We start from the raw sequence: 12,933 nt of genomic DNA, 5'->3' as shown, positions 1-12,933 counted from the left end.
TGGCCCTGTTTCACCAGGAAACTCACCATGATATTTAACCGCCTTAAGCTTGCGGTAGACCGCGTCATTGCCGCATTTTCGGTCATCGTAATGATTGCGCTGGTCATGTGCGTAGTCTGGCAAGTTTTTAGCCGCTACGTGCTCAATCAGCCCAGCACCTTAACTGACGAACTGGCACGCTTCTTAATGATCTGGGTCGGATTATTAGGTGCAGCCTATACCGTAGGCGCCCAGCGCCACCTGTCTATCGATCTACTGTTCATGTCGATTAATAAACGTAAACAGGCGTTATTGAGCTTATTCATTAATCTGCTGATTTTTGGCTTTGCAGGTTCAGTCATCGTTACAGGCGGTATCAAGCTGATTAATAAAACGCTGGCAACGGTGCAAGTTTCTGCGGCCATGCAAATTCCAATGGGTTACGTGTATATCATCCTGCCGCTCAGCGGCGCAGTCATGATGTTCTATGCCCTGTGGTTTATTCACCAAAATATTCAGCAACTGAAACAATCTTCGCAGGGAGTAATTTGATGGAAGGCTATATCGCACTAACCCTGTTTGGCTGCTTCTTTGTCCTGGTGTTCATTGGCGTACCTATTTCGTTCTCCATCGGTATCGCCACTGTAGCCTCAATGCTGCTGATGTTTCCTTGGGATGTTGCCGTTATCACTGTCTCTCAACGTCTGGCAAACGGATTAGATAATTTTGCCCTATTGGCGATCCCGTTTTTCATTTTCGCAGGTACGCTGATGAACAGCGGTGGGATCGCCATCCGGCTAATTAACCTGGCGCAGGTGATGGTTGGGCGAGTTCCCGGCTCACTTGGTCATGTCAACGTGCTGGCAAACATGATGTTTGGTTCGATATCCGGCTCTGCCGTTGCCGCAGCTGCAGCCGTTGGCGGTACGCTTAATCCTATTCAGACAAAGCAAGGATACGACCCAACCTTCTCGACAGCCGTTAACGTTTCCTCCTGCATTACCGGGCTGTTAATTCCACCATCAAATGTGTTAATTGTGTTTTCTCTTACTGCTGGCGGTGTTTCAGTTGCTTCGTTGTTTATGGCGGGTTATTTACCAGGGATCCTGATGGGGCTTTCGATCATGGTGGTATGCGCCATTATCGCCAAACGCCGTGGTTATCCCCTGTCGGAAAGACCAACCTGCGCACAGGCAGTAAAAGCACTTCTGGATGCGCTACCGAGTCTGTTACTGGTCATCATTGTGATGGGGGGTATTTTAGGTGGGATCTTTACCGCAACAGAAGCCTCAGCGATTGCGGTCGTCTACACCTTCATTCTCTCGGTGCTGATTTACCGGGAAGTAAAATGGCGTGATTTACCAAAGCTGATCCTGGAATCAGTCGTGATGACCTCTATCGTACTGTTACTGATCGGCTTCTCTGTCGGCATGTCCTGGGCGATGACCAATGCCGATATTCCCTACATGATCAGTGACACATTAATGGGTATTTCCGATAATCCACTGATCATCCTACTGTTAATCAATATTGTACTACTGGTTGTTGGGATCTTTATGGATATGACACCGGCAGTCCTGATCTTTACCCCCATTTTCTTGCCAATCGCTCAAGAGTTAGGTATGGATCCGGTACATTTCGGCATCATGATGGTCGCCAACCTGTGCATTGGTCTGCTGACACCGCCGGTAGGAAGTGCATTGTTTGTAGGCTGTTCGATTTCTGGCGTGAAGATCCAGCAATTGATCAAACCCCTGCTGCCGTTTTACGCCGCATTGCTGGTCGCACTCATGATGATCGTATACATTCCACAGATCTCTCTGTTTATTCCACAGATGCTGGGGTTGATGTAAATACGAAGAGTAACTGCCTCTGGAGAATGCCCCAACGCTACGGTAGGGGCATTTTTTATGCCATTAATACTGATTAAACATTTCCTGGATCTGCTTAGGATCCTTGGTTTGGGTCAGAGCCAGTTGCAGCAGAACACGCGCTTTTTGCGGGTTCAGAGAGCCTGACGCCACAAATCCGTATTTCGCATCATCAACTTCAGCATCCTGGGTGGTGGCGCCCGTTGGTACACGGGATGAACGCACCACAACGGTACCTTTATGCGCGGCAGTGGCCAGCGTATCGAAAATGGTTTTATACAGATTACCGTTACCTACACCCGCACTGACGATCCCGGCGTAACCCGCGTCTACCAATGCTTTAGCTGGCAGATCGGAGGCGTTAGCGTAGTTGTAAACAATCCCAACTTTCGGCAGCTCAGTCAGCTTAGATACATCGAACGGCGTGGATGTGGTGTGTTTTCGCGCAGGCGTACGCTGGTAGTCGATTTTACCGTTATGGATATAACCCAGCGGACCATAGTTAACGGATTTGAAAGTAGCGACATCCGTAGTGTTAGTTTTGGTCACGTCGCGACCATCCATAACGGTGTCGTTCATGACCACCAGCACACCACGGTTGGCAGAGGCTTTGTCTGCGGCGGTTACCACGGCGTTATACAGGTTGAACGGGCCATCAGCGCTCATACCCGTAGACGGACGCATTGCGCCGACCAGCACCACCGGCTTGTTGCACTTGACGGTGAGATCGAGGAAATAGGCGGTTTCTTCCATGGTATCCGTACCATGTGTTACCACGAAGCCGTCAGTTTTATCACACTCGGTATTAATCTTTTTCGCCAGCGTTAGCCAGACTTCGTCATTCATATCCTGGGAGCCAATGTTTACCACCTGCTCGCCTTTCACAACGGCGATATCTTTCAACTGAGGTACGGCATCAACCAAATTTTCTACGCCGACTTTGCCTGCCGTGTAGTTAGATTTTGTTGCGGAGTCACCGCCGCCGGCAATCGTCCCACCGGTAGCTAAAATAGTGATGTTTGGCAGTGCAAGCGCCGCGCCGCTGAAACCCATAACCAGTGCGGCAAGTGCCGTTCTCTTGAAAAACTCCATGTTATTTCTCCAGTTACTTGAATTTGCAGCATTATGTCTATCTTACAGATGAATAATGTGACGCCATCCAATTAACCAGATTTATATCTCCATCAAATTGTTATTCTTAGAGATGGATATCAAAAAAACAGAAAAATACAAAATAAAACGGCACAGAATGTTTCTGTGCCGTTAAAAAGAGGTGAAGATTATTTCAGATTGCTAACCAGCGTCTTACGATCGTTTTCCAGCGTCACGACGCGGGCGCAGACATCTTTGCCAAACTGCTGGAAGTCTTGTTCCTGATTCTTCCATTCGTTCTGAATTGAGGTTTGCAAACCTCCGAGGCTTCCGAGCACGCCCTGCAGCGGATTACCACCGCCTTTGAGCACGGCTTTCGCCCCCATCTCATTGATGCTGTCCTGCAAAATACCGCCCATCGCCTGATTGACCAGCTGTTGTCCATCCGCGCGGACCTGATCAATCGCCTTATAATGGAAGGTCAGGCCGTCAGTGCGATGCTCAATAATGCGGTTCATCTGCTCTTTCAATTGCGCATCCAGCTTAGTTAAGCGGCCACGCATGTTGCTGCTTTCGCCGACCTCTTTGGCGATGATTTTATCCAGCGCCACGCGACCTTTCTCCACGCGCGCTCTGGCACCTTCATCAATCCACGGCAGGCTGCTACGCAACGCCGCCTGATAATCTTTAGCCTGCTCACGCTGCGCGGCGTTCAGGTTGTACTGTTTACCGTTAAAGGTGACATCACCGGCCTGGGTAATGACCAGGTTGCCGTTCTCACCCTTCACCTGTACCGTTTGTGGACTCAAAATCACATCGTCACGCGGGGTGACGCTGCACTGATAATCAGCATGTGCGGCCATCGCCGTGAACGTTAGGACTGCCGCCAGCAGCGTTTTGCGCATCATATCTTTCCCTCAATACAAATTGGGCCGGCATTTGCCGACCCTTTGCTACTTAGTCCCACCAAATATCGAAAAGTTCGCTGGTGCGCACTTCTTCGAGTTTGTGCTCTTCCAGCCACTTACGCACGATAGCCTGATGTTCTTCGGTGCATTTGCCGATTTCCTGCAGACAGATCAGACCTTCCCAGGCCAGATAGCCGCTGCCGTCAAAGGCCAGCTTGTTCGGTTCGATAACTTCATTGATAAAATCATCAACGATTTGATCGACCTGCTCTCCAGATGTACCTTCCGGGAAACGCCATGCAACCGAAAATCCTACTTCCTGGAATTCGTCGATGTGCATTTTTTTACGCAGACGACGGCTACGGTTCTTTGCCATTATTTCACCCTCTCGAACATTAAGTCCCATACGCCGTGGCCAAGACGATGACCACGTTGTTCAAATTTGGTTACCGGGCGCGATTCCGGGCGCGGTACATAATCGTTACTCTCTGACTGGTTTTTATACCCGTCAATCGAGGACATCACTTCAAGCATGTGCTCCGCATAGGCTTCCCAGTCGGTTGCCATGTGGAACACGCCGCCCAGCTTCAGCTTGCTTAAGATATGCTCAGCAAACGGTACCTGAACGATACGGCGTTTATTATGACGTGCTTTATGCCACGGGTCAGGGAAAAACAGCTGAACCATAGATAAAGAATTGTCAGGAATCATTTTATGCAGGACTTCGACGGCATCATGGCACATGACACGCAGGTTCTCGACGCCCTCTTCATGAGCTGAAGCCAGACACGCGCCAACGCCCGGTGAGTGAACCTCAATGCCGAGGAAATTTTGCTCCGGACGCGCTTTCGCCATCGCCACCAGCGAAGCCCCCATACCAAAACCAATTTCAAGCGTGACTGGCGCATCGCGACCAAACAGCGCAGCGAAATCCACAGGTTCTTCGCTGAACTCAACGCCCATCACCGGCCAGTAGTTTTCCAGCGCGTGTTCCTGCCCTTTCGTCAGTCGCCCCTGGCGACGAACAAAACTACGAATCCGGCGCAGCGGGCGGCCGTTTTCATCAAATTCCGGTGAAATGACGTCGTTCTTCATAAAAGTTTAGTCTGCTGTGTTTGAGTTCTGAAAACGGGCATTATCCAAAGTTAGTTGCCGGATGCAAGTAAAGGAAGAAAGTGAGCAGCGGAAAGTTCCGGTTTACACCCCGTTGCCGCTGTGCTGCAATCTTGCCCCCGGCAATAATGAAACGGTAATCATGCAAGCGTCTCAATTCTCGGCTCAGGTTTTGAGCTGGTACGACAAATACGGGCGGAAAACGCTGCCCTGGCAAATTGATAAGACGCCTTACAAAGTATGGCTCTCTGAGGTGATGCTGCAACAAACTCAGGTTGCGACCGTTATCCCCTACTTTGAGCGCTTTATGGCGCGCTTCCCAACGGTAACGGATTTAGCCCATGCGCCGCTGGATGAAGTCCTGCATTTATGGACCGGGCTGGGCTATTACGCTCGAGCGCGTAATCTGCATAAAGCCGCGCAACAGGTTGTGACGCTGCACGGCGGCTCATTCCCGCAAACCTTTGATGAAGTGGCCGCCCTGCCAGGCGTCGGACGTTCAACTGCAGGCGCGATCCTTTCGCTCTCCCTGGGTCAGCATTTTCCGATTCTTGACGGTAACGTCAAACGTGTGCTGGCTCGCTGTTATGCTGTAAGCGGCTGGCCGGGTAAAAAAGAGGTCGAAAAGAAACTGTGGGAGTTGAGCGAGCAGATTACGCCAGCCCATGGGGTTGAACGGTTTAATCAGGCGATGATGGATTTAGGCGCCATGGTCTGTACGCGCTCAAAACCCAAATGTTCCCTGTGTCCGTTGGAAAATGGCTGTGTGGCGAGCGCCAATGCAAGCTGGGCGCTGTACCCGGGTAAAAAGCCCAAACAGACATTACCAGAACGGACGGGCTATTTTTTACTGATGCAGCATGAAAACGAGGTGTTGCTCGCGCAGCGACCACCCAGCGGCTTATGGGGTGGCTTATACTGTTTTCCGCAGTTTGATGATGAGGATGGGCTACGCGACTGGCTGGCGCAACGGCAAATTAACGCAGATAATCTGACCCAACTTAATGCGTTTCGCCATACCTTTAGCCATTTCCACTTAGATATTGTGCCTATGTGGCTTCCCGTGTCCTCATTCACCTCATGCATGGATGAAGGCAACGCGCTCTGGTATAACTTAGCGCAACCGCCGTCGGTCGGACTGGCGGCCCCCGTGGAGCGTTTGTTACAGCAATTACGTACCGGCACACAGGTTTAACGTACCGGTCGATAAAGAGGATTTTTTATGAGCAGAACGATTTTTTGCACTTTCCTGCAACGCGAAGCAGAAGGACAGGATTTTCAGCTGTACCCGGGCGATCTGGGAAAACGCATCTATAACGAGATTTCTAAAGAAGCATGGGCGCAATGGCAGCATAAACAAACCATGCTAATTAACGAGAAGAAACTCAATATGATGAACGTTGAACACCGTAAGTTACTGGAACAGGAGATGATTAACTTCCTGTTTGAAGGTAAGGATGTGCATATTGAAGGCTATACGCCTGAAGAAAAAAAATAAGCATCGCTTGCTGGCAATCTCGTAGGCCGGATAGGGTGCTTGCACCGCCATCCGGCAAAACGATACAACAACAAACACAACACGCACTCCCGGAATGATGAAAAAATTTCTCGCGCTTGCCGTTATCGCGCCGTTGCTCATCTCCTGTTCCAGTTCGACCAAAAAAGGCGACTCCTATAACGAAGCCTGGGTCAAGGATACCAACGGTTTTGATATTCTGATGGGGCAATTTGCCCATAACATTGAGAATCTGTGGGGATTTAAGGAAGTGCTGATTGCGGGTCCGAAGGACTACGTAAAGTATACCGATCAGTATCAAACCCGCAGCCATATCAATTTTGATGACGGTACGATAACCGTCGAGACCATTGCCGGGACAGATCCCGCCGGACATCTGCGTCTAGCGATTATCAAGACGTTGCTGATGGGCGATGATCCGGGTTCTATCGACCTCTATTCCGATGTCGACGACATTAAGATTTCCAAAGAGCCGTTCCTGTACGGGCAGGTAGTCGATAATACCGGCCAGCCTATTCGTTGGGAGGGACGTGCAACCAACTTTGCCAACTACCTGCTACAAACGCGACTGAAAAAGCGCAGCAATGGCTTGCGTATCATCTATAGCGTGACGATCAATCTGGTCCCGAACCACCTTGATAAGCGCGCGCATAAATACGTCGGCATGGTACGTCAGGCTTCACGTAAGTATGGCGTCGACGAGTCACTGATTCTGGCCATCATGCAAACCGAATCCTCGTTTAACCCGTATGCGGTCAGCCATGCCGATGCGCTGGGACTCATGCAGGTGGTACAACACAGCGCCGGAAAAGATGTGTTCCGTTCGCAGGGGCGCTCAGGCACGCCAAGCCGTAGCTTCTTGTTTGACCCGGCCAGCAACATTGATACCGGTACTGCCTATCTGGCAATGCTGAATAATGTCTATTTGGGCGGCATTGATAATCCGACCTCACGTCGCTATGTGGTGATCACCGCGTATAACGGCGGTGCGGGCAGCGTGCTGCGCGTGTTCTCGAACGATAAAATTCAGGCCGCAAACATCATTAACAGTATGTCCCCTGGGGACGTTTATCAAACGCTGACCACCCGACACCCATCTGCTGAATCACGCCGATATCTTTACAAGGTCAATTCCGCACAAAAATCATATCGTCGCCGCTAATGTATCCCTCTCTTGCCCCCTAAAACGGGGGCCTGAAGAGGGAAAAACGTTAACTCCATCACTCTTTTGCTTTGCAATCCGAAATTGTTTGCAAATATTTGTCACAGGTAACAAAAAAAGAGTGCCTCTCGTTGATAGAATCACATCATATAGCCACGGCAAATGTGCCTTTTAAAACATTCATCCGCATTACGGTGTGAGGAAATTAACATGAATCTTAAGCTGCAGCTGAAAGTTCTCTCGTTTCTGCAGTTCTGCTTATGGGGTAGTTGGCTCACTACCCTCGGCTCCTATATGTTTGTCACCCTTAAATTTGATGGTGCATCCATTGGCGCGGTGTACAGCTCGCTGGGGATCGCCGCCGTGTTTATGCCTACGCTGTTAGGGATCGTGGCTGACAAATGGATCAGTGCGAAATGGGTGTACACCATTTGTCACCTGGTCGGCGCAGCAACGCTGTTCGCCGCAGCCGAAGTCACCACGCCAGGCGCCATGTTCTTTGTGATCTTGCTTAACTCCCTGGCCTATATGCCAACGTTGGGGTTAATCAACACCATCTCTTACTATCGCCTGCAATCAGCCGGGATGGATATTGTTACAGACTTCCCGCCAATCCGTATCTGGGGCACCATCGGCTTTATTCTGGCGATGTGGGCGGTAAGCTTCTCCGGCTTTGAACTGAGCCATATGCAGCTGTATATCGGCGCGACGCTGTCCGTCGTATTGGCGCTGTTCACCCTGACGCTGCCGCATATCCCGGTCGCCAATCAGCAGAAAAACCAGAGCTGGTCTTCCATGTTGGGCCTGGATGCCTTCGCGTTGTTTAAAAACAAGCGTATGGCGATTTTCTTCATCTTCTCTATGATGCTGGGCGCAGAGCTGCAAATTACCAATATGTTCGGTAATACCTTCCTGCACAGCTTCGATAACAATCCGCTGTTCTCCGGCAGCTTCATCGTTGAACACGCGTCGGTGATGATGTCGATTTCGCAGATCTCCGAGACGCTGTTTATCCTGACCATCCCGTTCTTCTTAAGCCGTTACGGTATTAAGAACGTGATGCTTATCAGTATTGTGGCGTGGATGCTGCGCTTTGGCCTGTTTGCCTACGGCGATCCAACACCGTTTGGTACCGTGCTGCTGGTTCTGTCGATGATTGTTTACGGCTGCGCCTTCGACTTCTTCAACATCTCTGGCTCCGTGTTTGTAGAGAAAGAAGTTCGCCCTGAAATCCGCGCCAGCGCACAAGGCATGTTCCTGATGATGACCAACGGCTTCGGTTGTATTCTGGGCGGTCTGGTGAGCGGTAAAGTAGTTGAACACTATACGCTGAACGGTATTACCGATTGGCAGACCGTGTGGCTGATCTTCGCAGGTTACTCGCTGGTTCTGGCTTTTGCCTTCGTTGCGCTGTTTAAATACAAACACGTACGCGTTCCGGCAGGTGCCCAGACTATCGCGCACTAATCTTTATTGATTAAATAGGGTCACCTGATGGTGGCCCTATTTGGTCAGATGACGCTTACTTCAGAACATATCCATACAGACGTTTAATACCGTCTGCATCCGTTTCACTGTAAACCCCTTGCAGCTCCGGCGAGAAGCCCGGCAACAGGTTTATGCCCTCTTCCAATGCCAGGAAGTAACGTTGCACCGCCCCGCCCCATACTTCGCCCGGTACCACGCACAGTACGCCCGGAGGATAAGGCAGCGCGCCTTCTGCCGCAATGCGACCAGCGGCATCACAAATACGCACCAGTTCAACATCACCGCGGATAAAGGCGCTGTTAGCATCCTGCGGGTTCATCGCCACGGCAGGCAAACTCTCCTGACGGAACATCGCTTTTTGCAGATCTTTCACATCAAAGCTGACGTACAGTGAGTGCATCTCCTGACACAGTTCACGCAGCGTGTAATCCCGGTAACGTACCGGATACTTGTTGAAGACGGTGGGCAGCACGTTTGCCAGCGGCGTATCGTCCTCAATATGCTGTTCAAACTGCGCCAGCATCGCGACCAGTTGCGCCAGTTTCTCAGCGCTTTCTGCCGGGGTCAGCAGGAACAGAATCGAGTTAAGGTCGCATTTCTCCGGCACGATACCGTTTTCACGCAGATAATGCGCCAAAATCGTCGCCGGAATACCAAACTCAGTATATTGCCCGGTTTGCGCATCAATGCCCGGAGTGGTTAACAGCAGTTTGCAGGGATCGACAAAATACTGGTCGCGTGCATATCCAGAAAAACCATGCCATTTAGCACCAGGTTCGAAGCTAAAGAAGCGACGCTCGCTGGCAATCACCTGTGTCGGATAGCTTTCCCACGGTTTGCCATCCACTACCGGAGGAATAAACGGTTGAAGCAGCTTACAGCGGGTAATAATCGCTTTGCGGGCCTCGATCCCCAGCGTCACACATTCCGCCCATAGCCGACGGCCGCTCTCGCCTTCATGGATTTTGGCGTTAACGTCCAGCGCCGCAAACAACGGGTAAAACGGGCTGGTGGAAGCATGCAGCATAAACGCATTGTTCAGACGCTTATGCGGGCAGAACCGCGCCTGGCCGCGAATATGGTTATCCTTTTTATGGATCTGCGAGGTTTGCGAGAATCCGGCCTGCTGTTTGTGTACCGACTGAGTGACAAAAATCCCCGGATCGTTAGCATTGAGCTCCAGCAGTAGCGGCGAACCATCGGCCATCATCGGGATAAATTGCTCGTAACCGACCCATGCGGAATCAAACAGGATGTAATCGCACAGGTGACCGATCTTGTCGATCACCTGCCGGGCGTTGTAGATCGTACCGTCATAGGTACCCAACTGAATGATCGCCAGACGGAACGGGCGCGGTTGATCAGCCTTTTGCGGCGCAACTTCTCGAAGTTGCTGGCGCAGATACTCCTCATCAAAGCAGTGCTCATCAATGCCGCCAATAAAGCCAAACGGATTACGCGCCGCTTCCAGATAAACCGGCGTAGCACCCGCCTGGATCAGCGCCCCGTGGTGGTTCGATTTATGATTGTTGCGGTCAAACAGCACCAGATCGCCGCGCGTCAGCAGCGCATTGGTGACCACTTTATTGGCCGCAGAGGTCCCATTCAGCACAAAGTAGGTTTTATCCGCGTGGAAAACTTTCGCAGCAAATTTCTGCGCATGTTTCGCTGATCCTTCATGAATCAACAGATCGCCAAGCTTAACGTCAGCGTTGCACATATCCGCGCGAAACAGATTCTCACCAAAGAACTCATAGAAATGTCGGCCCGCAGGATGCTTCTTAAAAAACTCACCGTGTTGGTGTCCCGGGCAGGCAAACGTGCTGTTCCCCATTTCGACATACTGGGTAAGCGTGTCATAGAACGGCGGCAGCAGCTCTTCCTCATACTGACAGGCAGCAGATTCCAGCTCCAGCCAGTCCTGGGCCTGACCGCGAATTACCGCATTAACGCCCGCAGGCACATCAACATCAGACTCTGCGAACAGAAACACAGGTAGATGAAAACCGGTGCGTTTCAGCAAAGCCAGGATCCCACTGCGGCTGTCCGCAACGGTAATGACGACTGCCGCAACGTCAGTAAAATCGGTACTGTCCAGCGACACCACCTGACGATGGCTGGACAGACGAGAAACCAGTTCACTACTGGCGGCAATTTTCATTGATTTCATAAGCGCAATAACCCGTTTCGGGAAAATCAAAAGTCCCGGACAACGCCGCATGGCTTTGCCCACGAAATGACAGGTCAAACTGGTTACCAGCCCCGACCGCCAGACATCAGTAAAAGCAGATAGCCTCTGATTTTACTGTTATCCTGCAGTGAGCGTGCGCTGCCCTCACCGCATGGTGGGAGCATAAAGATAAGTCGCGGGAAGGGGCAGACGTCGCGCAAAAAGGCGATGTTGAAGGCGATGTAGGGGGAGTAATATCATCCCAGGCAGCCCCATTCAGACAGGAGAAAATTCGCGCAATCATGGCACCTTTCACTTACAGGCGCAAGATAAAATCCTGTGCGAAAACCTTACAGATAAGCAAGTATTTCGTCTGAAAGTTGCGGCATAATAATGCAATCTGAAACATAATTTCACCCAGCTAATTGCCTTTATTATCAAGACGATGATGGGTATGCAGGAGCATATGTGGTAATCGGACCCTTTATTAATGCCAGCGCCATTTTATTTGGTGGAATTCTCGGCGCGCTGCTCAGCCAGCATATACCAGAACGTATTCGGGTCTCCATGACCTCTATTTTCGGGCTGGCCTCGTTAGGGATTGGTATCTTGCTGGTTATCAAATGCGCCAATCTACCGGTGATGGTTCTGGCAACGCTGGTCGGCGCGTTAATTGGCGAATTCTGTCATCTGGAAAAAGGGATCAATGCTGCGGTAGCCAAAGCGCAGCAGCTTTTCACCCGCTCGGACGCTAACGTAACGCACGAATCCTTTATTCAAAGCTATGTGGCTATCATTGTGCTGTTTTGCGCCAGCGGTACCGGGATCTTCGGTGCGATACATGAAGGGATGACCGGCGACCCGAATATTTTAATCGCCAAGTCATTTTTGGATTTCTTCACGGCCATCATTTTTGCCTGCTCATTAGGAATCGCGGTATCCGCCATTTGCATGCCGATGTTGGCAATCCAGTTAACGCTTGCCACCTGTGCAGCACTGATTTTACCCCTGACGACGCCAGCTATGATGGCCGATTTCAGCGCCGTAGGTGGTCTATTGCTGCTGGCAACCGGTTTGCGTATTTGCGGCATCAAGATGTTTGCGGTTGTGAATATGCTTCCTGCCCTGCTGCTGGCAATGCCGCTTTCCGCCGCCTGGACGGCATTTTTTGCCTGAGAATGCGTGCATTAGCAGCAATGTGGTGATAGATTGTGCAGTCTGCATTGATTTGAAGAAATTTCGTTGACGAAGCGAAGCGAATCGGGTTTAATGCGCCTCGTTGCCCGGATAGCTCAGTCGGTAGAGCAGGGGATTGAAAATCCCCGTGTCCTTGGTTCGATTCCGAGTCCGGGCACCACTATTTAAAGAACCCAGCCTATGGCTGGGTTTTTGCTTTCTGGGGTTCCGGTAGATTTCAGGTCGCGCTGGCGGCAGATGTTACCCCCCAGCATCTGCCATCCAACATGAACATTTCTCTTAAGTAGCCACCAATCCCTCTGGTTGCTGTAGGCCCATCTGTCAGAATTCAAATTCCCAATAGACACTATTTCCATCATGCGTCATGGCTAATGAATTCATTGAAACAAGTCTGTACCCGGTCTTTGTCCGGTCTGAAGTAAAGCGAGAACCACAAA

Annotated in this window: 12 protein-coding genes and 1 tRNA gene; 8 read left to right on the top strand and 5 right to left on the bottom strand. The window is 50.8% G+C overall.

From position 1 onward, the window contains the following. The first annotated feature begins 27 nt into the window (after positions 1 to 27). A complete protein-coding gene (locus HV237_RS04200) occupies positions 28 to 531 on the top strand; it encodes a TRAP transporter small permease (RefSeq protein WP_016157445.1) in 504 nt (167 codons plus the stop codon). Continuing rightward, positions 531 to 1,832, top strand: a complete 1,302-nt coding sequence (locus HV237_RS04195; RefSeq protein WP_016157446.1) for a TRAP transporter large permease subunit — start codon at positions 531 to 533, stop codon at positions 1,830 to 1,832. Before HV237_RS04200 ends, HV237_RS04195 begins: the two co-directional genes overlap by 1 nt. 63 nt (positions 1,833 to 1,895) lie before the next feature. Here HV237_RS04195 and ansB read toward each other — a convergent pair whose 3' ends face one another. The 4 genes from ansB to trmB form a co-directional block, all read right to left on the bottom strand. Next, a complete protein-coding gene (ansB, locus tag HV237_RS04190) occupies positions 1,896 to 2,942 on the bottom strand; it encodes an L-asparaginase 2 (protein WP_016154404.1) in 1,047 nt (348 codons plus the stop codon). 188 nt (positions 2,943 to 3,130) lie between these two features. Continuing rightward, positions 3,131 to 3,850: a DUF2884 domain-containing protein gene (locus HV237_RS04185; RefSeq protein ID WP_016154405.1), complete on the bottom strand. Its 720-nt coding sequence runs from the start codon at positions 3,848 to 3,850 to the stop codon at positions 3,131 to 3,133. A gap of 49 nt (positions 3,851 to 3,899) precedes the next feature. After that, positions 3,900 to 4,226: a YggL family protein gene (locus HV237_RS04180; RefSeq protein ID WP_016154406.1), complete on the bottom strand. Its 327-nt coding sequence runs from the start codon at positions 4,224 to 4,226 to the stop codon at positions 3,900 to 3,902. Next, entirely contained in the window at positions 4,226 to 4,945 is a 720-nt protein-coding gene (gene trmB, locus HV237_RS04175; protein ID WP_016154407.1) for a tRNA (guanosine(46)-N7)-methyltransferase TrmB, read from the bottom strand. The genes HV237_RS04180 and trmB overlap by 1 nt, the downstream gene beginning before the upstream one ends. Before the next feature lie 160 nt (positions 4,946 to 5,105). Here trmB and mutY point away from each other — a divergent pair, with 160 nt between their 5' ends. The 4 genes from mutY (at position 5,106) to HV237_RS04155 (ending at position 9,108) form a co-directional block, all read left to right on the top strand. Then, complete coding sequence (gene mutY, locus HV237_RS04170; protein ID WP_047357852.1) at positions 5,106 to 6,158, top strand: A/G-specific adenine glycosylase; 1,053 nt, start codon at positions 5,106 to 5,108, stop codon at positions 6,156 to 6,158. Between the two features lie 27 nt (positions 6,159 to 6,185). Next, positions 6,186 to 6,461: an oxidative damage protection protein gene (locus HV237_RS04165; protein ID WP_016154409.1), complete on the top strand. Its 276-nt coding sequence runs from the start codon at positions 6,186 to 6,188 to the stop codon at positions 6,459 to 6,461. Between the two features lie 94 nt (positions 6,462 to 6,555). Next, the gene (gene mltC, locus HV237_RS04160; RefSeq protein WP_135107951.1) at positions 6,556 to 7,641 is read left to right on the top strand and encodes a membrane-bound lytic murein transglycosylase MltC; all 1,086 of its coding nucleotides are present in this window, start codon (positions 6,556 to 6,558) and stop codon (positions 7,639 to 7,641) included. Between the two features lie 210 nt (positions 7,642 to 7,851). Further along, the gene (locus tag HV237_RS04155) at positions 7,852 to 9,108 is read left to right on the top strand and encodes a nucleoside permease (protein ID WP_016157449.1); all 1,257 of its coding nucleotides are present in this window, start codon (positions 7,852 to 7,854) and stop codon (positions 9,106 to 9,108) included. A 55-nt stretch (positions 9,109 to 9,163) separates the two neighbouring features. Here the strand turns inward: HV237_RS04155 and HV237_RS04150 are convergent, their stop codons facing one another. Beyond that, positions 9,164 to 11,299, bottom strand: coding sequence for an ornithine decarboxylase (locus HV237_RS04150; RefSeq protein WP_047357853.1), 2,136 nt, complete (start codon positions 11,297 to 11,299; stop codon positions 9,164 to 9,166). Positions 11,300 to 11,767: 468 nt separating this feature from the next. Between HV237_RS04150 and HV237_RS04145 the strand changes: the two genes are divergently transcribed. After that, complete coding sequence (locus HV237_RS04145) at positions 11,768 to 12,475, top strand: DUF554 domain-containing protein (RefSeq protein WP_047357842.1); 708 nt, start codon at positions 11,768 to 11,770, stop codon at positions 12,473 to 12,475. Positions 12,476 to 12,580: 105 nt separating this feature from the next. Next, positions 12,581 to 12,656 (top strand) — tRNA-Phe (locus HV237_RS04140). Positions 12,657 to 12,933 lie beyond the last annotated feature (277 nt).

Source organism: Citrobacter sp. RHBSTW-00570 (assembly GCF_013739755.1).
Lineage (GTDB): Bacteria > Pseudomonadota > Gammaproteobacteria > Enterobacterales > Enterobacteriaceae > Citrobacter > Citrobacter braakii.
The sequence above is the reverse complement of the archived record's forward strand: the minus strand, read 5'-3'. Positions and strand labels throughout refer to the sequence as shown.